The organism is Bradyrhizobium sp. Arg816, from assembly GCF_029989365.1.
Taxonomy (GTDB): Bacteria; Pseudomonadota; Alphaproteobacteria; order Rhizobiales; family Xanthobacteraceae; genus Bradyrhizobium.
On record NZ_JAPRAQ010000022.1, the window covers coordinates 36,205 to 56,264 of the forward strand.

24 protein-coding genes and 1 pseudogene are annotated in these 20,060 nt (G+C 65.3%); 8 read left to right on the plus strand and 17 right to left on the minus strand.

Features of this window, described 5'->3' with window-relative positions; all coding sequences use genetic code 11:
* Window positions 1–4 precede the first annotated feature (4 nt).
* Window positions 5–403 carry a metallopeptidase family protein gene (locus tag OWC48_RS35410; protein ID WP_071908668.1) on the minus strand — a complete coding sequence of 133 codons (399 nt, stop codon included), beginning with the start codon at window positions 401–403 and terminating at the stop codon, window positions 5–7.
* Window positions 404–569: 166 nt separating this feature from the next.
* Between OWC48_RS35410 and OWC48_RS35415 the strand changes: the two genes are divergently transcribed.
* Together OWC48_RS35415 and OWC48_RS35420 are read left to right on the plus strand one after the other, a co-directional pair.
* Window positions 570–851, plus strand: a complete 282-nt coding sequence (locus OWC48_RS35415; protein ID WP_014490658.1) for a hypothetical protein — start codon at window positions 570–572, stop codon at window positions 849–851.
* A 49-nt stretch (window positions 852–900) separates the two neighbouring features.
* Window positions 901–1,161, plus strand: coding sequence for a hypothetical protein (locus tag OWC48_RS35420; protein WP_282524151.1), 261 nt, complete (start codon window positions 901–903; stop codon window positions 1,159–1,161).
* 10 nt (window positions 1,162–1,171) lie between these two features.
* Here OWC48_RS35420 and OWC48_RS35425 read toward each other — a convergent pair.
* Window positions 1,172–1,472 (minus strand): annotated as a pseudogene (locus OWC48_RS35425) (DUF1330 domain-containing protein).
* 191 nt (window positions 1,473–1,663) lie between these two features.
* Between OWC48_RS35425 and OWC48_RS35430 the strand changes: the two are divergent.
* Window positions 1,664–2,239 carry a hypothetical protein gene (locus OWC48_RS35430; RefSeq protein WP_282524152.1) on the plus strand — a complete coding sequence of 192 codons (576 nt, stop codon included), beginning with the start codon at window positions 1,664–1,666 and terminating at the stop codon, window positions 2,237–2,239.
* A gap of 51 nt (window positions 2,240–2,290) precedes the next feature.
* Here OWC48_RS35430 and OWC48_RS35435 read toward each other — a convergent pair whose 3' ends face one another.
* The 7 genes from OWC48_RS35435 to ffh all read right to left on the minus strand — a co-directional run bounded on the left by OWC48_RS35435 (window position 2,291) and on the right by ffh (window position 8,226).
* Window positions 2,291–2,500, minus strand: coding sequence for a hypothetical protein (locus OWC48_RS35435; protein ID WP_282524153.1), 210 nt, complete (start codon window positions 2,498–2,500; stop codon window positions 2,291–2,293).
* A gap of 94 nt (window positions 2,501–2,594) precedes the next feature.
* Window positions 2,595–4,001 carry a 3-isopropylmalate dehydratase large subunit gene (gene leuC / locus OWC48_RS35440; protein ID WP_282524154.1) on the minus strand — a complete coding sequence of 469 codons (1,407 nt, stop codon included), beginning with the start codon at window positions 3,999–4,001 and terminating at the stop codon, window positions 2,595–2,597.
* A 321-nt stretch (window positions 4,002–4,322) separates the two neighbouring features.
* Entirely contained in the window at window positions 4,323–4,703 is a 381-nt protein-coding gene (gene rplS, locus OWC48_RS35445) for a 50S ribosomal protein L19 (RefSeq protein ID WP_063980390.1), read from the minus strand.
* Window positions 4,704–4,811: 108 nt separating this feature from the next.
* Window positions 4,812–5,567 carry a tRNA (guanosine(37)-N1)-methyltransferase TrmD gene (gene trmD / locus OWC48_RS35450; protein ID WP_282524155.1) on the minus strand — a complete coding sequence of 252 codons (756 nt, stop codon included), beginning with the start codon at window positions 5,565–5,567 and terminating at the stop codon, window positions 4,812–4,814.
* 117 nt (window positions 5,568–5,684) lie between these two features.
* A complete protein-coding gene (gene rimM, locus OWC48_RS35455; protein WP_282524156.1) occupies window positions 5,685–6,254 on the minus strand; it encodes a ribosome maturation factor RimM in 570 nt (189 codons plus the stop codon).
* Window positions 6,255–6,263: 9 nt separating this feature from the next.
* Entirely contained in the window at window positions 6,264–6,596 is a 333-nt protein-coding gene (gene rpsP / locus OWC48_RS35460) for a 30S ribosomal protein S16 (protein WP_014490649.1), read from the minus strand.
* 85 nt (window positions 6,597–6,681) lie between these two features.
* On the minus strand, window positions 6,682–8,226 hold the full coding sequence (ffh, locus tag OWC48_RS35465; RefSeq protein ID WP_282524157.1) for a signal recognition particle protein: 1,545 nt from the start codon (window positions 8,224–8,226) through the stop codon (window positions 6,682–6,684).
* A gap of 447 nt (window positions 8,227–8,673) precedes the next feature.
* Here ffh and OWC48_RS35470 point away from each other — a divergent pair, with 447 nt between their 5' ends.
* Entirely contained in the window at window positions 8,674–9,738 is a 1,065-nt protein-coding gene (locus OWC48_RS35470; RefSeq protein WP_282524158.1) for an MBL fold metallo-hydrolase, read from the plus strand.
* Between the two features lie 92 nt (window positions 9,739–9,830).
* On the opposite strand, the gene OWC48_RS35475 is transcribed toward OWC48_RS35470, so the two are convergent.
* Window positions 9,831–10,547, minus strand: coding sequence for an SIMPL domain-containing protein (locus OWC48_RS35475; RefSeq protein ID WP_282524159.1), 717 nt, complete (start codon window positions 10,545–10,547; stop codon window positions 9,831–9,833).
* A 5-nt stretch (window positions 10,548–10,552) separates the two neighbouring features.
* Window positions 10,553–11,296, minus strand: coding sequence for a GyrI-like domain-containing protein (locus OWC48_RS35480; protein WP_282524160.1), 744 nt, complete (start codon window positions 11,294–11,296; stop codon window positions 10,553–10,555).
* Window positions 11,297–11,502: 206 nt separating this feature from the next.
* On the opposite strand from OWC48_RS35480, the gene dapF reads away from it, so the two are divergent.
* Window positions 11,503–12,378, plus strand: a complete 876-nt coding sequence (gene dapF, locus OWC48_RS35485) for a diaminopimelate epimerase (protein WP_282524161.1) — start codon at window positions 11,503–11,505, stop codon at window positions 12,376–12,378.
* The gene (gene mtaB, locus OWC48_RS35490; protein ID WP_282524162.1) at window positions 12,378–13,631 is read left to right on the plus strand and encodes a tRNA (N(6)-L-threonylcarbamoyladenosine(37)-C(2))-methylthiotransferase MtaB; all 1,254 of its coding nucleotides are present in this window, start codon (window positions 12,378–12,380) and stop codon (window positions 13,629–13,631) included. The genes dapF and mtaB overlap by 1 nt, the downstream gene beginning before the upstream one ends.
* Window positions 13,632–13,764: 133 nt before the next feature.
* Here the strand turns inward: mtaB and OWC48_RS35495 are convergent, their stop codons facing one another.
* Window positions 13,765–14,874, minus strand: a complete 1,110-nt coding sequence (locus OWC48_RS35495; protein ID WP_282524163.1) for a DUF2336 domain-containing protein — start codon at window positions 14,872–14,874, stop codon at window positions 13,765–13,767.
* Window positions 14,875–14,978: 104 nt separating this feature from the next.
* Complete coding sequence (locus OWC48_RS35500; RefSeq protein WP_028150500.1) at window positions 14,979–15,680, minus strand: RluA family pseudouridine synthase; 702 nt, start codon at window positions 15,678–15,680, stop codon at window positions 14,979–14,981.
* A gap of 222 nt (window positions 15,681–15,902) precedes the next feature.
* On the opposite strand from OWC48_RS35500, the gene ftsY reads away from it, so the two are divergent.
* Together ftsY and OWC48_RS35510 are read left to right on the plus strand one after the other, a co-directional pair.
* The gene (gene ftsY / locus OWC48_RS35505) at window positions 15,903–16,850 is read left to right on the plus strand and encodes a signal recognition particle-docking protein FtsY (protein WP_282524164.1); all 948 of its coding nucleotides are present in this window, start codon (window positions 15,903–15,905) and stop codon (window positions 16,848–16,850) included.
* A 2-nt stretch (window positions 16,851–16,852) separates the two neighbouring features.
* Window positions 16,853–17,455: a septation protein A gene (locus OWC48_RS35510; protein WP_282524165.1), complete on the plus strand. Its 603-nt coding sequence runs from the start codon at window positions 16,853–16,855 to the stop codon at window positions 17,453–17,455.
* 192 nt (window positions 17,456–17,647) lie between these two features.
* Here the strand turns inward: OWC48_RS35510 and OWC48_RS35515 are convergent, their stop codons facing one another.
* From OWC48_RS35515 to ccmB, 4 genes are all read right to left on the minus strand, one after another.
* Window positions 17,648–18,241, minus strand: a complete 594-nt coding sequence (locus OWC48_RS35515; RefSeq protein WP_282524166.1) for a DsbE family thiol:disulfide interchange protein — start codon at window positions 18,239–18,241, stop codon at window positions 17,648–17,650.
* A gap of 10 nt (window positions 18,242–18,251) precedes the next feature.
* The gene (gene ccmD / locus OWC48_RS35520) at window positions 18,252–18,437 is read right to left on the minus strand and encodes a heme exporter protein CcmD (RefSeq protein ID WP_282524167.1); all 186 of its coding nucleotides are present in this window, start codon (window positions 18,435–18,437) and stop codon (window positions 18,252–18,254) included.
* Window positions 18,434–19,165 carry a heme ABC transporter permease gene (locus OWC48_RS35525; RefSeq protein ID WP_282524168.1) on the minus strand — a complete coding sequence of 244 codons (732 nt, stop codon included), beginning with the start codon at window positions 19,163–19,165 and terminating at the stop codon, window positions 18,434–18,436. Before OWC48_RS35525 ends, ccmD begins: the two co-directional genes overlap by 4 nt.
* A 91-nt stretch (window positions 19,166–19,256) precedes the next feature.
* Window positions 19,257–19,925 carry a heme exporter protein CcmB gene (ccmB, locus tag OWC48_RS35530; protein ID WP_282524169.1) on the minus strand — a complete coding sequence of 223 codons (669 nt, stop codon included), beginning with the start codon at window positions 19,923–19,925 and terminating at the stop codon, window positions 19,257–19,259.
* Window positions 19,926–20,060: the final 135 nt, after the last annotated feature.

Genomic DNA, 20,060 nt, shown 5'->3' on the forward strand with positions numbered 1-20,060 from the left:
CGTCCTACTCCGCCTGAGCCTCAATCGCCGCCATATCGTCGTCCGAGAGGCCGAAATGGTGTCCGATCTCGTGGATCAGGACGTGGCGGACGATGTGGCCGAGGCTCTCGTCGTGCTCGGCCCAGTAATCCAGGATCGGCCGGCGGTAGAGCCAGACCATGTTGGGCAGCCGCGCCACATCGCCCAGGCTCTGCTGGGGCAGGCCGACGCCCTGGAACAGGCCGAGCAGGTCGAACTCGCTCTCGCATTCCATCTCGTCCATGACTTCCTCGGTTGGGAAGTCGTCGACACGGAGGATCACGCCCTCACAGAGGCCGCGAAATTCCGCCGGCAGGCGCTCGAAGATGTCGTGCGCCGTCGCTTCCATCTCGGCCAGCGAGGGCGCTTTCAATTCCGTCCACATGGGCTTTTCTTAGCGCGGGTTCCGTGGCGATGCATCCGGCTTTATAGGAGGCTACGAAGAGTTGACGCCGCGCGCGAAAACGGGGAGCGTACGGCGCCTCAAGGGGATGGCTCAGGTGGGTGGTGGTGCGATGCGGGCAGGAACAGCAATACTGGTTCTACTTTGCATGGGGTTGTTTTCGCAATTTTGCGTCGGTGCTGAAGCCCAGACGGCCGGCGCCGGCGTCAGGCTGGCCCAGGCGGCCTCGCCAGACGACGTTCCCCCGCCGCGCAGGCGGCCGCCCGCCCGGCTGCGCGTCACGCCCTATTACGCTCCGGACGGCGTCTATCCGCGCTACAATCCGGGTCCCGACGCGGTGCGCGAGTGCAACGCCACCTATGTGCAGGAATATCGGCCGAGCGGCACGGTGATCGTGCCGCATATGAGCTGCTACTGGCGGCGGGGCTGACGCGCCTCAACGGCCGTGTGATGCCCGCATCTTGAGGGCGGAGTTCGTCATGACGAGATGGATTGCATTGGCCGTTGTCGCCGGGCTCGCAGCGGGTTTGCCTCGCGCTTCAACCGCGCAGAGTGTGACGAAGTCGGATGCCTCGGCCGGGACAGCGATTTTCGATGCGAGACGGCACGCAAGACACCATGACGTTGCGCGGCGCTCAGCGCCCCATGATCCGCATTATTACGCGCGACCCGTCTACTACCGTCCCTATCCCTACGGCGTGCCGGCGCCCTTCGTGTTCGGCTTCGGACCGTGGTGGTGACGCCACCGCGTTAACCCGCCGGCGCAAATCCCCTGACCAGCAGCACGGTTGCCTGCGCGCCCGCCTTGCGATCGCGCGAGATGTCTTCGTAGTCCGGTGAATTCGAGAAGGCGAGGAACGCGGCCTCGTCAGGAAACGACATCATAACGAGCTTGTCGAACGGCCATGGGCCTTCGATCACAGCGCGGCTGTTCGTCGGCGGCGAGCAGCCGTCCATTGTATTTTCTGAACACGTCGAAGAACCTCGCCTGATAGCGGTCATAGGCCGCGCGGTCCGTCATCTTCAGTTGCGCGATCGCGTAGACGGTCATCTCTCGAATTCCTCTTGTCGGCATCGCAATCGTATATGCGCCTGCGCTGCACGTCGCAGAAATGTCTTCATTCATGGGGCATTCACGTCGCTGTCCCTAATTTAATGTAGGGAGCGACTGTCAGTGAACAGGGATGACGCGGGCTGGCAGCGAGCGTCGCAACTCCGCTGTCCGGACTCAAGGAGGATTCCATGCTGAGGATACTGGGTCTCAGGGCAGGCCCCATGCGCTTGCTCGGGATTGCGGCTGCCACGACGCTGATGCTGTCGGCCGGGACCTCGCGTCGTGCTGAAGCGCTGAGCTTGATCAATCCGGCAACGTCACCCGCGACGAAGGCTGCGACCGACGACCTCGTCACCCAGGTTCGCCACGGCGGTGGCGGTGGCGGACATGGTGGCGGCTTTCATGGCGGCGGCGGTTTTCGTGGTGGTGGTTTCCACGGTGGCGGAGGACATATCGGCGGTTTCCGCGGCGGCGGCTTTCACGGCGGCCATATCGGCGGCTTCCGCGGCGGTGGCTTCCGCGCCGCGCCGGCCTTTCACGGTGGCGGCTATCGCTACGGCGGATTTCGCCATTATGGCGGTTATCATCGTTACGGGATCTATCGTCCCCATTACGGCTATCGCCACTTCCACCGGCGCTATTATTACGGCGGCTACTATCCCTACTACCACTATCCGCGCCGCTGCCGGGTGATCTGGACCTATTACGGCCCGCGCCGCGTCTGCCGCTGGCATCGCTGGCACTATCCGTACCGTTATTGGTAAACGCGATCGAAATGAAAAGGGCGCCTCGATGGCGCCCTTTGTTCGTGTGGCCTAGAGCCAATCCTTCAATTTCCACGACGCCGGCTTCCACCGCGTCAGGTTCTCGAGCTTCCACTGCTTGATCATCGCCGGCGGCCAGCGGCTGAGCTTCGAGGTCTCCTCGACCTCGGGCTTGGCGACGATGGGCAAGGGCGTCGCGCGCCGCCGGTGCTGGCGCGTCGCAGCGCTGATCAGATCGACATATTCAGGCTTGTTGGCCATGGCGCGCGTCCCCGCGAAACCGTCGCGAGGACGCAGTGTCGGCGATGCTGATTAACGGCCGTTTGCCGCTTTAGCTCAAATTGCAGGGAGCGGCTTACCGCCACTCCCTGACGTCGACGAAGTGACCCGCGATCGCGGCGGCTGCCGCCATCGCCGGCGACACCAGATGCGTGCGGCCCTTGAAGCCCTGGCGGCCCTCGAAGTTGCGGTTCGAGGTCGAGGCGCAGCGCTCTTCCGGAGCCAACTTGTCCGGGTTCATCGCGAGGCACATCGAGCAACCGGGCTCGCGCCATTCGAAGCCGGCCTTGATGAAGATCTTGTCCAGACCCTCGGCTTCGGCCTGCTCCTTCACGAGGCCGGAGCCCGGCACGACCATGGCGTTGACATGTGCTGAAACGGTCTTGCCTTCAGCAATCTTCGCCGCCGCGCGCAGATCCTCGATGCGGCCGTTGGTGCAGGAGCCGATGAAGATGCGGTCGAGCTTGATGTCGGTGATCTTGGTGCCCGCGGTCAGTCCCATGTACTTCAATGCGCGATGCTTGGAGAGGCGCTTGGCCTCTTCCTCGATCTTGTCCGGATCAGGCACGAAGCCGGTCACCGAGATGACGTCCTCGGGCGAGGTGCCCCAGGTCACGATCGGCGGCAGCTTGGCAGCGTCGAGGCGCAGCTCGTGGTCGAAATGCGCGCCGTCGTCGGAGCGCAGCTTCTCCCAATAGCGCATCGCCGCGTCCCAGTCCGCGCCCTTCGGCGCCTTCGGGCGGCCGCGCAGGAAGTCGAACGCCTTCTGGTCGGGCGCAACCAGGCCGGCGCGCGCGCCGCCCTCGATCGACATGTTGCAGACCGTCATGCGGCCTTCCATGCTGAGCGCGCGGATCGCATCGCCGGCGTATTCCAGCACGTAGCCGGTGCCGCCGGCAGTGCCGATCTCGCCGATGATGGCGAGGATGATGTCCTTGCCCGTCACGCCTTCAGGCAATTTGCCGTCGACGGTGACGCGCATGTTCTTCGCCTTCTTCTGGATCAGCGTCTGCGTCGCCAGCACGTGCTCGACCTCGGAGGTGCCGATGCCGTGCGCGAGCGCGCCGAACGCGCCATGCGTCGAGGTGTGGCTGTCACCGCAGACGATGGTGGTGCCGGGCAGGGTAAAGCCCTGCTCGGGGCCGATGACGTGGACGACACCCTGGCGCTTGTCGAACTCGTCGTAATATTCGATGCCGAATTCCTTGGCGTTCTCGGCCAGCGCCTTGATCTGCTCGATGCTCTCCGGATCGGGATTCGGCTTGGTGCGATCGGTGGTCGGCACGTTGTGGTCGACGACGGCGAGCGTCTTTTCCGGCGAGTGCACCTTGCGGCCGGTGGCGCGCAGACCCTCGAACGCCTGCGGCGAGGTCACCTCGTGCACCAGATGGCGGTCGATATAGAGCAGGCAGGTGCCGTCGTCGGCTTCGTGCACCAGATGGTCGTTCCAGATCTTGTCGTACAATGTGGTCGGCTTGGACATGAGCTTCAGCTCCAGGAATGTTGTGTGCGGATATGCGCGGTCACGCGCGGGCAACAAAATCGTCAGCGCAGCTTTTAGGCTGCGCGCGTAAGCTCTGACGTTGCCGAGGTCGCGAAGCGTCCGAAGAACCGGCCAGGCAGCCGCGAGCGATCGTCGATGACGATGCGCGTGACGGGGGCGAGGCTGGTCTGATCTGGAAACATTCCAAGAATATATAGCAGGCCGATTTGGAAGCGCGAGTGCTTTGACGCGCACGGCTGACGCAACAAAAAAGCGCGGGGTTTTGCCCCGCGCTCTCTAGAACTCGTCTGGTAGCGGTGCTTACTCGTTGACGGCCTTGGCGTGCTCAGTCTTCTCGACGATACGGGCCGACTTGCCGCGAAGGTTGCGGAGGTAATAGAGCTTGGCGCGACGGACCTTGCCGCGGCGCACCACCTTGATCGAGTCGATCATCGGGGAGAGCAGCGGGAACACGCGCTCGACTCCCTCGCCATAGGAGATCTTGCGAACGGTGAAGCTCTCGTTGAGGCCGCCGCCGGAACGGCCGATGCAGACGCCTTCATAGGCCTGCACGCGGGTACGGTCGCCTTCGACGACCTTCACGTTCACGATCACGGTGTCACCGGGACCGAATTCCGGAATCTCCTTGCTGGCGGAGAGCTTGTCGAATTGCTCTTTTTCGAGCTGTTGGATCAGGTTCATGGGTAAATCTCCATCGGCGCGCCCAGCCGCAGGACGGGGGCTGCGCGAAATTCGTTGATCCAGCTATTGCGGATGTGGCCGCTCCTATAAGGCAAGCTGGAGGGTTTGTCACCCGTCTGTCTTGTTTTTTGGCGTTTTTTGGCGTCCGGCCCGATTCGGGGCTTTGGCCGGGATTTGGGCCCATAAATCAGGCCGCCGGGCCGCGGTCAGGGCCTCGGATTGCGCCCGCCGCCAGGCTGCAACCTTGGCGTGGTCGCCGGAGGTCAGGGTTTCCGGGATCGGAGCCCCCTCGAACAGCTGCGGACGGGTGTATTGGGGGTATTCGAGGAGGCCCTCAGAGAAGCTTTCCTCGGTTCCCGAGGCCTCCTTGCCCATCACGCCGGGCAGGAGCCGGACGCAGGCGTCGATCAGGGCCAGTGCGGCGATTTCGCCCCCGGACAGCACGTAGTCGCCGATCGAGATCTCCTCCAGGCCCCGTCCGTCGATCACCCGCTGGTCCACCCCCTCGAACCGTCCGCAGACGATCAGGGGACCCGGACCCTCGGCCAGCTCCACCACCCGGGCCTGGGTCAATGGCCGACCCCTCGGGCTCATCAGCAGTTTCGGCCGGTCCGGGCTGATCTCGACGGCATCGATCGCCGCCGCCAGAACATCGGCCCGCAGCACCATGCCCGGTCCGCCGCCCGCGGGGGTGTCGTCGACGCTCCGATGCCGGTCGGTGGCAGAGGCCCGGATGTCGCGCGCCTCGAGCTCCCAGAGCCCGCCAGCCAGCGCCCGGCCGGCCAGGCTCACGCCGAGCGGCCCCGGAAACATCTCCGGAAACAGCGTCAGCACCGTCGCGCGCCAGGGTGAGGGGTTTGTCATCGGATCTCAGTTCTTGTCGTCCCGGACAAGCGAAGCGCAGATCCGGGACCCATAACCACCGCAGCCAGTTTTGCGATGGCTGGAGCCAGCAGCTTAGCCAAAAACCATGTCTCGTGGTTATGGGTCCCCGCTTTCGCGGGGACGACTCGGGGAGGGATCGTTGCCTTCGTCCTCACCCTCGACCTCCTGCGGCAGCGCGATCACGACGCGGCCGCCTGTGAGATCGACTTCCGGCACCACCGCGTTTGTGAACGGCAGCAGCAGCGTCGTGCCCTTTGCAGATCCTTTGGGCGGTGCGATCTCGATGATGTCGCCGGCGCCGAAATTGTGGATCGCGAGCACGCGGCCGAGCGCGTCGCCGTCGGTGGTGACGGCGGCGAGCCCGATCAGGTCGGTGTGGTAATATTCGTCCGCATCGGTCGCGGGCAGCTTTTCGCGCGCGACGTAGAGTTCGATGCCGTTGAGGCGCTCGGCCTCATCGCGGGTCGTGACGCCCTTGAACGTCGCGACCAGATGATCCTTCGCTTCGCGCGCCTGCGCGACCTCGAACTGGCGCTTGCCGTCCTTGGCGAGAAGCGGACCGTAGCGTTTGATGGCAAAGGGATCTTCGGTGAAGGTCCACAGCTTGACCGCACCGCGCACACCATGCGCGGCGCCGATCCGCGCGACGCAGACCAGCGCCGACATGATCTGACCTTACGCCTTCGCGGCGGCTTCGGCCTGCGCCTTGCGCTCCTTGCGCGGCACGGCCTTCTGCGGGTTGTTGCGCGCTTCGCGCTTCTTGACGCCGGCGGCGTCGAGGAAACGCGCCACGCGGTCCGACGGCTGCGCACCCTTGGCGACCCAGGCCTTCACCTTGTCCATGTCGAGCTTGAGGCGGGCCTCGTTGTCCTTCGGCAGCAGCGGGTTGAAATAACCGAGACGCTCGATGAAGCGGCCATCGCGGGGGAAGCGCGAATCGGCGACGACGACGTGATAGACGGGGCGCTTCTTGGTGCCTGCACGAGCGAGGCGGATAACGACGGACATTTAGTTCTCCTTCAAAGTACAGTTTGTTCGGTTGATTGGTATTCCGCGTTGCGCGAGATGCTGACGATCCCGTGCGACGAATTCCTCATTTCTTCTTGCCCGGAAAACCGCCGAGGCCCGGCAGCATTGGCTTGCCGCTCAGCCCGGTCAGTCCGGGAACGTTCGGCAGGCCGGTGCGCAGACCAGCCGGCAAATCTTTCGGCAGATTCGGAAGGCCACCGCCGCCGCTCTGCATCTTCTCCTGCAACGCCTTCATCTCTTCGGGCGAGGGCGGCTTCATGCCGCCGCCAAAGCCCATCGCCTGTGCGATGCCGGCGAGCGGGCCGCGCTTGCCCGAGCCCATGGCCTTCATCACGTCGGCCATGTTCCGGTGCATCTTGAGCAGCTTGTTGACCTGCTCGACGCTCTGGCCGCTTCCTGCGGCGATGCGCTTCTTGCGGCTGGCCTTGAGCAGGTCGGGATGACGGCGCTCGTCGCGCGTCATGGAATCGATCACCGCGACCTGGCGCTTCAGGATCTTGTCGTCGATGCCGGCGGCCGCGATCTGGTTCTTCATCTTGGCGATGCCTGGCATCATGCCCATCAGGCCGCTGATGCCGCCCATGTTGGCCATCTGCAACAGCTGCTCGCGCATGTCGTTGAGGTCGAACTGACCCTTGCGCATGCGCTCGGCAGTGCGCGCGGCCTTTTCGGCGTCGATGTTGGCGGCGGCACGTTCGACCAGCGAAACCACGTCGCCCATGCCGAGGATGCGGCCGGCGATACGATCGGGATGGAAATCTTCCAGCGCGTCGGTCTTTTCACCGGTGCCGATCAGCTTGATCGGCTTGCCGGTGACGGCGCGCATCGACAGCGCGGCGCCGCCGCGGCCGTCGCCGTCCACACGCGTCAGCACGATGCCGGTGAGGCCGACGCGCTGATCGAAGGCTCGCGCAAGATTGACGGCGTCCTGGCCGGTGAGGCTATCGGCGACCAACAGCACTTCATGCGGATTGGCGGCGGCTTTGATCGCCGCTGCTTCCGCCATCATGTCTTCGTCGAGCGTGGTGCGGCCGGCGGTGTCGAGCAGCACGATGTCGTAGCCGCCGAGCTTGCCAGCCTCCATCGCGCGCTTCGCGATCTGCGGCGGCTGCTGGCCTGCAACGATTGGGAGCGTCGGAATGTCGAGGTCGCGGCCGAGCACGGCCAGCTGCTCCATCGCCGCCGGGCGATAGACGTCGAGCGAAGCCATCAGCACCTTGCGCTTGTCGCGCTGGACCAGGCGGCGGGCGAGCTTTGCAGTGGTGGTGGTTTTACCGGAGCCTTGCAGACCGACCATCATGATCGGCACCGGCGGCACGGAATTGACGTCGATGGTCTGGCTTTCGGCGCCGAGCGTGTTGATCAGCTCGTCATGGACGATCTTGACCACCATCTGGCCGGGCGTGACCGACTTGACGACGGTGGCGCCGATCGCCTGCTCGCGGACGCGTTCGGTGAAGCTTCGCACCACCTCTAGCGCGACGTCGGCCTCCAGCAGCGCGCGACGCACCTCGCGCATCGCGGCGTCGACGTCCTTTTCGGTCAGCGCACCGCGCCCCGTCAGACGATCGAGAATGCCACCAAGCCGTTCCGACAGACTGTCGAACAATGCCGTTGTCCTTTGTCCTGCTCGCGCAGGGTTGCCGCGTTCACCACCGTCATGCCCCGGCTTGACCGGGGCATCCAGTACGCCGCGGCACCTCGGTTCAGCCGAGCGGCCTCTGGGATACTGGATCGCCCGATCAAGTCGGGCGATGACCACTTTCTTGGCAAGCGATCTTCCAAACACCTTTACGCCCGAGGGCGCATAGCGCTGTCGGGCGTTGACCTCTGGCCTCCAGGGCCAGTCGGCGGGTCGAAAAGAAAGCCTTTCCGAGAAAGTGGCGGGGTTAAACGCCGCTCCCGCCCAAAAGTCAAGGAAAGTTAGGGTGCCGGAGTGCCTTTGCTAGGGCAAGGCTCTGAAAATACGGAACTTTTTGTGGCCGGTTCCTTTTCGCAGGGCTTCGCCCATATAGAAGCCGATGACTGATCTCCGTTACCATCCCTGAAGCCGCTTGTGCCGATCACTCGCCGCCGCGTTTTCGGACTGTTTGCCGGTGGTGCCCCGCTGGTCGGTGTCTCGTCCCTCTGGATGTCCCGCATGAAAACCTATGACGGTCCCGTCTCCGATCATTTCGACGGCCTGCACTTCTTCGATCCCGACGGGGCGCCGCCGAGATCGCTTGGCGAAGTGTTCCGCTGGCAGTTCGGGGGCAGCCGGAAGCGCGAGACCTGGCCCGAGTGGGTGACGAACTCTCACGCCGACACGCCGCCGGCCCGCGTCGACGGCGACAAGGTGCGGCTCTCTTTCGTCGGCCATGCCAGCTGGCTGATCCAGGCCGCCGGCCTCAACATCCTCGTCGATCCCGTCTGGTCGACGCGGGTCTCGCCGGTGGGGTGGGCCGGACCGAAACGGCACAACGATCCCGGTATTGCCTTCGACAAGCTGCCGAAGATCGACGTCGTGCTGGTCTCGCACGGACACTACGATCATCTCGACGTCGCGACGCTGTCGCGGCTCGCCAAGAATTTTGCGCCGCGCGTGGTCACCCCGCTCGGCAACGACGTGACGATGCGCAGTTCCGATTCCACCATCAAGGCGGAGGCGTTCGACTGGTACGACCGCGTCGAGCTCGGCGGCGGCATCGCCGTGACGCTGGTGCCGACCCGGCACTGGTCGGCGCGCGGCATGTTCGATCGCAACAAGGCGCTGTGGGCGAGTTTCGTGCTGGAGACGCCGGCGGGGAAAATCTACGTCGTCTGCGATTCCGGTTATGGCGACGGCGGGCACTTTCGCCGCGTCGCCGAGAAGCACGGGAAGCTGCGTCTGGCGATCCTTCCGATCGGCGCCTACGAGCCGCGCTGGTTCATGCGCGACCAGCACATGAATCCGGAAGACGCCGTGAAGGCGCTGGCCGATTGCGGCGCGCAAGCCGCGCTCGGGCATCATCACGGCACGTTCCAGCTGACGGATGAAGCGATCGACGCGCCGGCGAAGGCGCTGGTCGAAGCGCTCGATGCCGCGAAGATTCCGCAGGAGCGGTTCGTGGCGATGCGGCCGGGGCAGGTGGTGGAGATTTAGCGGAGACTCAGCGTCAATCTCCGCTGTCGTCCCGGCCTTCGCGGGGACGACAGCTGTATTTGCAGCAGGCAGTGTGACTCTTACGAAGCCTGCTATTGCTCTTTGGGCTTGATCGCCCAGCTCACATTCACCGTCACCGACAGCGTTTCCTCGCCCGGCGCTACTGCCGCGGGCGCCGCCATCGGCGCGGTCGCCATTCTTGCCTTGAACAGCGGCACCGGAGCGCCGCCTTCGGACACGCTGAGCGGCGCGCCGAGCGTGACGCCGGTGGCCTTGGCGTAGATCTCGGCCTTGCGGCGGGCGTCCACGACCGCCTGTTCGCGGGCATCGTCGAGCAGCTTTGAGGCCTGCGTCACCTCGAAGGAGATGTTGCCGATGTCGTTGGCGCCGGCGCCGACCAGCGTGTCGATGATGCCGGCGACCTTGGTCACGTCGCGGATCTTCACGGTGATGCGGTTAGAGGCGCGGAAGCCGACCACGGGCGAGGCGCCGGTGGATTTGTTCTGGCCGTATTGCGGCTGCAAGGACAGGCGCGAGGTCTGATAGTCCTTCTCGGCGATACCGGCGCCCTTCAGCGCCAGCAGCACCTTGCCCATCGCGGCGTTGTTGGCGTCGGAGGCTTCCTTCGCCGACTTGGCGTCGTTGGCGACGCCGGCATCGATCTGCGCGAGATCGGGTGCCGCGGAGATCGTGGCTTCGCCGCTCACCGTGATGGCGGATGGAAAATCGTCGGCAAGCGCGGGCGTTGCCAACAGCGTGGCGGCGACAGCGGCGGCAAAAGACGTAAAAAGGACGGCAGGCTTCTTCATCTCTCTCACTTCAATGGCACGAACACGTTGATCACGAGCTTGTCCTCCGCCGTCTTCAGGGGATCGGTGAGGTACTCCTCGACAAAGGTGTCCTTGGCTTCCAGCTTCTTGTCGTCGAGGTGATTGGTGATCGCCTCATAGGTGTTGTCCATGTTGTCGTAGGAGCCGCGATGGACGAATTTCAATGCCTTGCCTTCCGGCGATTTGCCGATGCTCATGTCCTTGGGCAGGTTCTTCGGGTCCTGCTCGACCGGGATCTCGGCCAGGAAGGTGAAGCCGGTGTCGTCGGTCGAGGTGTAGACGATCATCGAATTGCCGGCGGGCTTGATGCCCTGCTTGTCCAGCAGCGTGTTCAGCGCCTTGAAGGCGTCGATCAGCGTGTCGAAGGCCGAATCCCAATTGGCGGTGCCCTTGACCATCACGACCTTCTTCGGCTCGAGCGTGGTCTCCAGGCCAAAGGGATCGGCGGTCTGCACCGGGGCAGGCGTCGCGGCCGCAGCGGGCGGTGGGGCCGCCGGAGCGGGTGAGGGCGAAGCGCTGGCCGCAGGCGAGGGCGCCGGAGAGGGTGCCGCCGCGGGCGCAGGTGCGGTACTTGCGGCCGGGGAGGGCGAGGCCGACGGAGCCGGCGACGGGCTGGCCGACGCGGCTGGCGCCGGGCTCGGGGTCTGCGCCGGAGCGCCGGGCACGCCAAACGACATGGTCGCTGCCGGGATCAGCGCGAGCAGTGCGAGGCGACAAAAACGATTCATTCTATTCTCCCCAAGGGCTTATCCGCCAAGGCCTTACGTCCTCAAGGCTTTGAGCCGGCCGCGCGTCCCGGATCGCGCGAACCGCGCCGTTCTAACACGCGAGTGCCGAATTCGTCCCATGACAGATGCGTCATGGCCATGGCGGCAAATCACTGGCCAAGCCACCAAGGATCGCCATATAAGGCAGGCGAAATTCGGGACATTTCATGAGCGCTCTGGCCAACCACGCATTTGCCAAGATGAACGGCATCGGCAACGAGATCGTCGTTGTCGACATGCGTGATACCGCCGCGCCGGTGACGCCGGACGACGCCCGCGCGGTCGCGTCCGCGCCGGGCGGCGTGCCCTACGACCAGCTCATGGTGCTCCGGAAGCCGCGGTTCGACGGCACCGAGGCTTTCATCAGCATCTACAACAATGACGGCTCCGAGGCCGGCGCCTGTGGCAACGGCATGCGCTGCGTGGTGCGGCGCATCTTCGAGAAGACCGGGCAGACCACGGCAACGTTCGAGACCGCCGCGGGCTTGCTCAATTGCTGGCAGGGCCCAGCACCCGATCTCTACACCGTCGATATGGGCGCGCCGAAATTCGGCTGGCAGGACATTCCGCTGGCGGAAGAGTTTCGCGACACCCGCTACATCGAATTGCAGATCGGGCCGATCGACAATCCGATCCTGCATTCGCCCTCGGTGGCGAGCATGGGCAATCCGCATGCGATCTTCTGGGTCGAGGACGTCAACGCCTACGATCTCGAGCGCTTCGGTCCGCTGCTGGAAAATCACCCGATCTTCCCCGAGCGCGCCAACATCACGCTCGCCCATATCGTCGATCCCCAGCACATCACGATCCGTACCTGGGAGCGTGGCGCGGGCCTGACCAGAGCTTGCGGCTCGGCGGCCTGCGCGACCGCGGTTGCTGCCGCGCGGCTGAAGCGCACCGAGCGCAATGTCGAGATCACGCTGCCCGGCGGCAAGCTCGGGATCGAATGGCGCGAAAGCGACGACCACGTCCTGATGACGGGCCCCGCGACCTTCGAATACGAGGGCTCCTTCGATCCGGCGCTGTTCGCGCCGGTCGGCTGATGGCCGTCGACATCGTCACCTTCGGCTGCCGCCTCAACGCCTTCGAGGCCGAGCTGATCCGCCGCGAGGCCGAGGGCGCGGGCCTTTCCGACACCATCGTCATCAACAGCTGCGCCGTCACCAACGAAGCGGTGGCGCAGGCGCGCCAGTCGATCCGTAAATTGAAGCGCGAACGGCCGGGTGCGCGCATCGTCGTCACCGGCTGTGCGGCGCAGACGCAGAGCCGGATGTTCGCAGACATGGCCGAGGTCGATCGCGTCCTCGGCAATGACGACAAGATGCGCAGCGAAGCCTGGCGCGATGCGCGTACCGCGTTCGATCTCGGTGCGAGCGAAAAAATCGCCGTCAGCGACATCATGGCGGTGAAGCAGATGGCGCCGCATCTGATCGACGGCTTTGCGAGTGGCCTGCCGCGGGTGTTCGTGCAGGTGCAGAACGGCTGCGACCATCGCTGTACGTTCTGCATCATCCCCTACGGCCGGGGCAATTCACGCTCGGTGCCGATGGGCGCGGTGGTCGATCAGGTGCGGGCGCTTGTCGCGCGCGGCCATGCCGAGATCGTGCTGACCGGTGTGGACCTCACCAGCTATGGCGCCGACCTGCCGGGTGCACCGAGGCTCGGCATGCTGACGAAGCAGATCTTGCGGCATGTGCCGGAGCTGAAGCGCCTGCGCATCTCCTCGATCGATTCGATCGAGGCCGATGCCGATCTGTTGGATGCCATCGGCGACGATGCGCGCCTGATGCCGCATCTGCACCTGTCGCTGCAATCCGGCGACGACATGATTTTGAAGCGCATGAAACGACGGCATTCGCGCCACGACGCGATCGCGTTCTGCGACCAGGTCCGCCGCCTGCGCCCGGACATCGCCTTCGGCGCCGACATCATCGCGGGCTTTCCGACCGAGACCGAGGAGATGTTTTCGCGCTCGCTGGATCTCGTGGAGGAGTGCGGCCTGACGTTCCTGCACGTCTTCCCGTATTCGCCACGCCCCGGCACGCCGGCCGCGCGGATGCCGCAGGTGGCAGGCGGTGCGATCAAGGAGCGCGCGAAACGGCTGCGCGCGGCGGGCGAAGCGGCACTACGACGGCGGCTGCAAGAGGAAGTGGGTATGACGCGCGACGTGCTGATCGAGAGCGACAGCCAGGGCCGCACGGAGCACTATCTGCCGATGGCGATCGCGGGCGAACGTGTTGGTCGTGTGGTGCCGCTGATGATTGCCGGCAGCGATGGCGAGCGGTTGACCGTATAGGCAGTGTCGTCGCCCGGCTTGACCGGGCGACCCAGTACGCCGCGGCTCCTCGGTTCTATCGCTGCCGTCTCTGGAATACTGGATTGCCCGCTTTCGCGGGCAATGACGGCGGAGTGTGTGATGAGCAGCGGGCCTACAACGCCCGCACCTGCCAGAATCGCAGCGTCCGCCGCGCGTTCTCCGACGTCATTCGCGCGTAATTGCTTTTCGCCCTCGCGATATCAGCGGGTTTCATCGCGCCGGTGGCAAAGCGACTCTCGAGCACGGCGGCTGTGGTTTCCCAGCTGAGCTGGGCCGCCTTGCACGGCACCAGCAGGCCGTCCTCGCGCAGGCTCTGCATCAGCGGACGGATCACCTCGATGGTCGATCCGGACAGTGCCGCCAGGGCAGCCACGGCTTCCTCGTAGCGCCGCTGCGTGGCGAAGCCGAGCAGCGTCGCTTCGGTCAGTTGGCCAGTCGCCTTGAGATTTGCGATGGCCCGCTTGGCGCCTTCGAAATCGCGCACGACCGACATCTCGCGCTCGACACCGACGGTCACGGCGGCGATCGCGCCCTGGATCTCCTCGAACAGATGCGGCGGTGCGCGCGACAGCAGCCGGGTGCGCACGGCATCCGTCGCAGAACGCAGCAACCGGCGGCGCAAGTCGGACGGCAGGTCGACGCGAACGCCGACGCTCACGGCGAGCTCGGGATCGGCCTCGGCCTGCCCGACGATGACGGCAAATCCGTTTCCGGAAACGCGCGCGCCGGGATTGGCGGCAAGCCGCCGGCTGACGCTGGGATAGCGCCGCGCCAGCAGCGCATCGGTGACGATCTCCTTCAGCCACCAGCGCCCGGCGACCGCGAGCAGATGCGGCTCGCCCTTGCTGGAGGCGATCTTCACCAGTTCGCCATCGTCGAGGCGCGCGGATTCCTGGAGCACGGGTCCGGCGATGCGAATCTCGTCATTATTGGCGAGGCGGCGGATCACGGAGGGCGGCGCCTGCGCGATCGGCGCAAGCTGCGCACTGATCTCGGCCAGCGCTACGCGTGCGCCCATGTCGGCGATGGCGCGCAGCTCGATGGTGCCGATCAGGCGCTCGAGCACGTCGTCGAACAGTGCGATCTGCTCGTTATCAAAACTTCCGGCGGAGGAGAGGAACAGATCGGTGACGCGGCGGGCCGTTTCCAGGCCCTTTTCCGCCGAGCCGAGCCGAATCGCGGATTCGACTTCATCGATGATCGAAAACTCGGCCGTGGACATGACGCGTTGCTCGTCCTGAGCGGATGACGGAAGCTTGTTCTAAGCAATCGCAATCATTAGAGACGAGCACTGAACGTTTCGTAAACCACGCACCCGGGGCGGCGCTATTCCCCGTTCCACCCGCATGCGCGGAGCTTCTCGTGCATGTGGGGCGGGGCCGGCGCCACCACGCGGATCGGCTCCTTGTTCCGGGAGATCGGCACCACGATCTCGCGGGAATGCAGGTGCAGCCGCGGCTCGCCGAAGCGCGGGCCGTTGCCGTAAATGTTATCGCCGAAGATCGGCCAGCCGGTCGCGGCCGAATGCACCCGCAATTGATGGGTTCGGCCGGTCACCGGTTCCATGGCGAGCCAGGTCAGCCCGTCGCCTCGGCCCATCACCTTCCAATTTGTGATCGCCTTCTGGCCCTCGGGATCGGGTTTCTGCCACCAGCCGCGCTCGGCATTGAGCCGGCCGAGCGGCATGTCGATGGTGCCTTCGTCTTCGGCAGGGCCGCCCTCGACCACGGTCCAGTAGGTCTTGCCGATCTTGCCGTGCTTGAAGAGGAGGCCGAGCGAGGCGGTCGCCTTGCGATGGCGGCCGAGCACGAGGCAACCGGAGGTGTCCTTGTCCAGCCGGTGGGCCAGCACCGGCGGCCGCGGCAGGCCGAAACGAAGCGCGTCGAACGACGTTTCCAGATTGGCCCCGCCCTTGGGGCCGCGATGCACCGGCAGGCCGGCGGGCTTGTCGATGACCAACATCAGCCCGTCGCGATGGAGCACGCGCGCCAGGATCTCGTCGGCGGTCAATTCGGGAACATCGAGCAATTGCAAGACTTTCGGTCAACACTTTCGTTTAACAGCGGGAACGGCTAACACACCAGTGCGGTGGATTTGGCATTCGCTCAGCGCTAGCCGCGAAACGCGAAGCGAATGCCAAATCCAGGGCCGCACTGGCAACAATATTTTCTCGTGCCGCTCTTCAATTTGAAGTTCCTAACCGGACTTGCGGCAAGAGAGTAGGAACTTCAAATCGGCGGCACGAGCACCATGAACGATACCACGTCAGATCCCCCCAAGCTGAGCTGGTGGCGCCGCCTGTCCAACGGGCTGAAGCGCACCTCGTCCTCGCTCGGGACCGCGGTCGCCGACCTCGTCACCAAGCGCAAGCTCGACCGCGCCATGCTCGACGACATCGAGGACGTGCTGCTGCGTGCCGACCTCGGCACGTCGGTCGCGGTGCGGATCGCGGACGCCGTCGGCACGGGGCGCTACGACAAGGCGATCTCGGCGGACGAGGTCAAGGACGTCGTCGCCACCGAGGTCGAGAAGGTGCTGGCGCCGGTGGCAAAGCCGCTCGAGATCGATCCGGCCAAGAAGCCGTTCGTCATCCTCGTCGTCGGGGTCAACGGCTCCGGCAAGACCACGACCATCGGAAAACTCTCGCAAAAATTCGCATCCGAAGGCCGCAAGGTGATGCTGGCCGCCGGCGACACGTTTCGCGCCGCCGCCATCGAGCAGCTCAAGGTCTGGGGCGAGCGCACCAGGACGCCGGTCATCGCGGGCACGCAGGGCTCGGATTCGGCAAGCCTCGCCTTCAACGCGCTGACGGCGGCGAAGGAGCAGGCCATCGACGTGCTCCTGATCGACACCGCCGGCCGCCTGCAGAACAAGGCCGAGCTGATGAACGAGCTCGAAAAGGTCGTGCGCGTGATCCGCAAGGTGGATGACACTGCGCCGCATGCCGTGCTGCTTGTGCTGGACGCGACTGTCGGTCAGAACGCGCTGTCGCAGGTCGAGGCCTTCCAGCGCACGGCGGGAGTCACCGGCCTCGTGATGACGAAGCTCGACGGCACCGCGCGCGGCGGCATTCTGGTGGCGCTCGCGGAGAAATTCAAACTGCCGGTGCATTTCATCGGCGTCGGCGAAGGCGTCGACGATCTCGCGCCGTTCACCGCGCGCGATTTCGCCCGCGCGATCGCCGGAATCGAAAGCTGAGAATGGACAAGACCCAGCCGCATCCGCTGTTCAAGCTCGCGACCGAGCTCGGTCCGCTGCTCGTGTTCTTCTTCGTGAATGCGAAGTTCAATCTGTTCGCCGCGACCGGCGCCTTCATGGTCGCGATCGTGGCGGCGATGATCGCGTCCTATGTGGTGACGCGCCATATCCCGATCATGGCGATCGTGACAGGCGTGATCGTGCTGGTGTTCGGCACGCTGACGCTGGTGCTGCACGACGAGACCTTCATCAAGGTCAAGCCGACCATCATCTACGGCCTGTTCGCGGCGATCCTCGGCGGCGGGTTGTTGTTCGGTCGCTCCTTCATCGCCGTGATGTTCGACCAGATGTTCAACCTGACGCCGCAGGGCTGGCGCATCCTCACGCTGCGCTGGGCGCTGTTCTTCGCCGGCATGGCGGTGCTCAACGAAATCGTCTGGCGCACCCAGAGCACGGATTTCTGGGTGAATTTCAAGGTGTTCGGCGTCACGCCGATCACGATGATCTTCGCGATTGCCCAGATGCCGCTGACCAAGCGCTATGGCGTCGAGCCGGCGTCGCTGGAAGCGAGCGAGGCGGATGCGGGGGATGTAAGGAAGGGGTGACGGTCTCTCAACCCGTCATTGCGAGCTGAGACCAGCCACACACTCAACTGTCATCGCCCGACTTGATCGGGCGATCCAGTATTCCAGAGACAGCAGTGAGATACGGAGAGGCCGCGGCGTACTGGATGCCCCGCCTTCGCGGGGCATGACAGCGGTGTGTGGGGCGACGCCTTCGTTTGCACGAGAGCGGAGCTAGCTCCCCGCCTTCAACGCCTTCTCCATCTGCGGCAACAACACGGTCCGCAGATTGTCCGGCGTGATCGGTCCCACCAGCTTGTAGACGATGGTGCCTTCGCGCCCGACGACGAACGTCTCCGGCACGCCATAGACGCCCCATTCGATCGAGGCGCGGCCGTTGGCGTCCACGCCGACGCGGCCGAACGGGTTGCCGTAGCGGCCGAGGAAACGGCGCGCATTGTCGGCCGCGTCCTTGTAGTTGATGCCGACGAGCTGGAAACGCTTGTCCTTGGCGAGCTCGGTCAGGAGCGGCGCCTCGTCATGGCAGGGCACGCACCAGGACGCCCAGACATTGACCAGGCTGACCTTGCCTTTGAACGCGGCGGGATCGAGGCCCGGCACCTGCGAATTGTCGGCCTGCAATCCCTCGAGCGGCGGCAGCGCGGTCTGCGGCGCCGGCCGCCCGATCAGCGCGGAAGGAATCCGCGAGGGATCGCCGCTGCCGAGCCGGAACCAGAACAGCAGCGCCAGGGCGATGAAGGCGATCAGCGGCAGCACCATCAGGAAGGTGCGGCGCTGCGGCGGAGCGGAAGTCGGTTGATCGCTCATGATTGATCGCTCACGGTGTGTCCGTTGCGCCGCGCCCGGAGCGGCGCGTGACGCCGCTGCGGTCGAGCTCGCGCAGGCGCTCGGTCTGGCTGCGATAGTCGAGCACGATCCAGCCGATCAGGATCATGACGACGAGCGCGGCCGCGGCGTAGGACGTCACGATGAAGGACGCGTAGGGACCAAGTGACATCGTCATGCGGCCCTCTGGCTCGCTTGCATCATCTGCAAGGAGCGGACGCGGCGGCGCAAGATCTCGTTGCGCATCGCCGCCAGCTGCAACGTGACGAACAGCAGCGTGAACGCGATGGCCATCAGCAGCAGCGGGATCAGGAACGATTTGTCGAGCGTCGAGCCGCCCATGCGCATCACCGACGCCGGCTGGTGCAGCGTGTTCCACCAATCGACCGAGAATTTGATGATGGGCAGGTTGATCGCGCCGACAAGCGTCAGCACCGCGGCCGCGCGTGCCGCGCGCGAGGGATCCTCGACCGCGCGCCAAAGCGCCATCAGGCCGAGATACATCAGGAAGAGGATCAGCACCGAGGTCAGCCGCGCGTCCCATTCCCAATAGGTGCCCCACATCGGCCGGCCCCACAGCGATCCCGTGAGCAGCGCGAGGAAGGTGAAGGCGGCGCCGATCGGCGCGGCGGCTTTCGCGGCGACGTCGGCGAGCGGATGCCGCCACACCAGCGTGCCCAATGAGGCGATGCTCATCACGCCCCAGACGAACATCGACAGCCAGGCGTTGGGCACGTGGATGAACATGATCTTCACCGTCGCGCCCTGCTGGTAGTCGTCGGGCGCAAGCGCAGACTGGTAGAGGCCGATGGTGAGCAGGATGACGGTCGCGGCCACAAGCCACGGCAGCACCCGCGCCGTCAGCGCGAGGAACCGTGTCGGATTGGCGAGGTCGATCAGCGTCATGGTATTCTGATAATCACAGGTCGGCACTCACGCAATCAGCATAAAAGCGCGCAGCGAAAGTTGATCGGGGTCAAGGGCAATCCGGCCCATTTCAATCGAGACCATGGCGCAGGCTCGCGGCCGCCGCGAAGGGGCCGATTACCAGGCTGACCAGCGACAGCGCGCACAGGATCGAGAACGGTGCGCCGAACGTCACGGGACCGACGATCACGGCCTGCGAGGCCGCGACGCCGAAAATCAGCACCGGGATCGACAGCGGCAGCACCAGCACGGCCATCAACAGTCCGCCCCGGTGCAGCGTCACCGCCAGCGCGGCGCCGATCATGCCGGTGAAGGTCAGCGCCGGCGTACCGGCCAGGAGCGTCAGCGCCACCGCGCCGGTCGCGACCATGTCGAGGTTGAGCAGCAGGCCGAGCACCGGGGTTGCGACAATCAGCGGCAGGCCGGCAGCGAGCCAATGCGCCAGCGCCTTGGCGGCGCAGGCGAGTTCCAGCGGCGTCCGGCTCATCGTGATCAGGTCGAGCGAGCCGTCCTCGTGGTCGGCCATGAACAGCCGGTCCAGGGTGAGCAGGCTCGCCAGCAGCGCGCCGAGCCACAGGATCGCCGGCCCCAGCCGCGACAGCAGCGCCAGATCCGGCCCCACCGCGAACGGCATCAGCACGACCACGGTCAGGAAGAACAGCACGCCGATCAGCGCCCCACCGCCGACGCGGAGCGCGATCCGGATGTCCCGGCGAATGAGCGCGGACAGGGCGGTCATGGGGCGGCTCCGACGGCGAGGCGGCCATGAGAGCCCAACTTGTGCCCCAAGCAAACTGCGCTCCCTCCCCCCTTGCGGGGGAGGGCGGGGGAGAGGGGTCGCCCCGGGAGAGATGCTTTTGAAGGGCTGACGGCG

What these genes read in the sequence shown, in the direction of transcription:
- OWC48_RS35525 (WP_282524168.1), bottom strand. Translation starts at nt 19,165, where the DNA reads ATGACGCTGATCGACCTCGCCAATCCGACACGGTTCCTCGCGCTGACG.
- OWC48_RS35515 (WP_282524166.1), bottom strand. Translation starts at nt 18,241, where the DNA reads ATGAGCGATCAACCGACTTCCGCTCCGCCGCAGCGCCGCACCTTCCTG.
- OWC48_RS35495 (WP_282524163.1), bottom strand. Translation starts at nt 14,874, where the DNA reads ATGTCCACGGCCGAGTTTTCGATCATCGATGAAGTCGAATCCGCGATT.
- ccmD (WP_282524167.1), bottom strand. Translation starts at nt 18,437, where the DNA reads ATGACGATGTCACTTGGTCCCTACGCGTCCTTCATCGTGACGTCCTAC.
- rplS (WP_063980390.1), bottom strand. Translation starts at nt 4,703, where the DNA reads ATGAACCTGATCCAACAGCTCGAAAAAGAGCAATTCGACAAGCTCTCC.
- OWC48_RS35435 (WP_282524153.1), bottom strand. Translation starts at nt 2,500, where the DNA reads ATGGCCAACAAGCCTGAATATGTCGATCTGATCAGCGCTGCGACGCGC.
- ccmB (WP_282524169.1), bottom strand. Translation starts at nt 19,925, where the DNA reads ATGACCGCCCTGTCCGCGCTCATTCGCCGGGACATCCGGATCGCGCTC.
- rpsP (WP_014490649.1), bottom strand. Translation starts at nt 6,596, where the DNA reads ATGTCCGTCGTTATCCGCCTCGCTCGTGCAGGCACCAAGAAGCGCCCC.
- OWC48_RS35510 (WP_282524165.1), top strand. Translation starts at nt 16,853, where the DNA reads ATGGACAAGACCCAGCCGCATCCGCTGTTCAAGCTCGCGACCGAGCTC.
- rimM (WP_282524156.1), bottom strand. Translation starts at nt 6,254, where the DNA reads ATGTCGGCGCTGGTCTGCGTCGCGCGGATCGGCGCCGCGCATGGTGTG.
- OWC48_RS35420 (WP_282524151.1), top strand. Translation starts at nt 901, where the DNA reads ATGACGAGATGGATTGCATTGGCCGTTGTCGCCGGGCTCGCAGCGGGT.
- dapF (WP_282524161.1), top strand. Translation starts at nt 11,503, where the DNA reads ATGAGCGCTCTGGCCAACCACGCATTTGCCAAGATGAACGGCATCGGC.
- ftsY (WP_282524164.1), top strand. Translation starts at nt 15,903, where the DNA reads ATGAACGATACCACGTCAGATCCCCCCAAGCTGAGCTGGTGGCGCCGC.
- OWC48_RS35430 (WP_282524152.1), top strand. Translation starts at nt 1,664, where the DNA reads ATGCTGAGGATACTGGGTCTCAGGGCAGGCCCCATGCGCTTGCTCGGG.
- trmD (WP_282524155.1), bottom strand. Translation starts at nt 5,567, where the DNA reads ATGACAAACCCCTCACCCTGGCGCGCGACGGTGCTGACGCTGTTTCCG.
- OWC48_RS35480 (WP_282524160.1), bottom strand. Translation starts at nt 11,296, where the DNA reads ATGAATCGTTTTTGTCGCCTCGCACTGCTCGCGCTGATCCCGGCAGCG.
- mtaB (WP_282524162.1), top strand. Translation starts at nt 12,378, where the DNA reads ATGGCCGTCGACATCGTCACCTTCGGCTGCCGCCTCAACGCCTTCGAG.
- OWC48_RS35415 (WP_014490658.1), top strand. Translation starts at nt 570, where the DNA reads ATGGGGTTGTTTTCGCAATTTTGCGTCGGTGCTGAAGCCCAGACGGCC.
- leuC (WP_282524154.1), bottom strand. Translation starts at nt 4,001, where the DNA reads ATGTCCAAGCCGACCACATTGTACGACAAGATCTGGAACGACCATCTG.
- OWC48_RS35410 (WP_071908668.1), bottom strand. Translation starts at nt 403, where the DNA reads ATGTGGACGGAATTGAAAGCGCCCTCGCTGGCCGAGATGGAAGCGACG.
- OWC48_RS35475 (WP_282524159.1), bottom strand. Translation starts at nt 10,547, where the DNA reads ATGAAGAAGCCTGCCGTCCTTTTTACGTCTTTTGCCGCCGCTGTCGCC.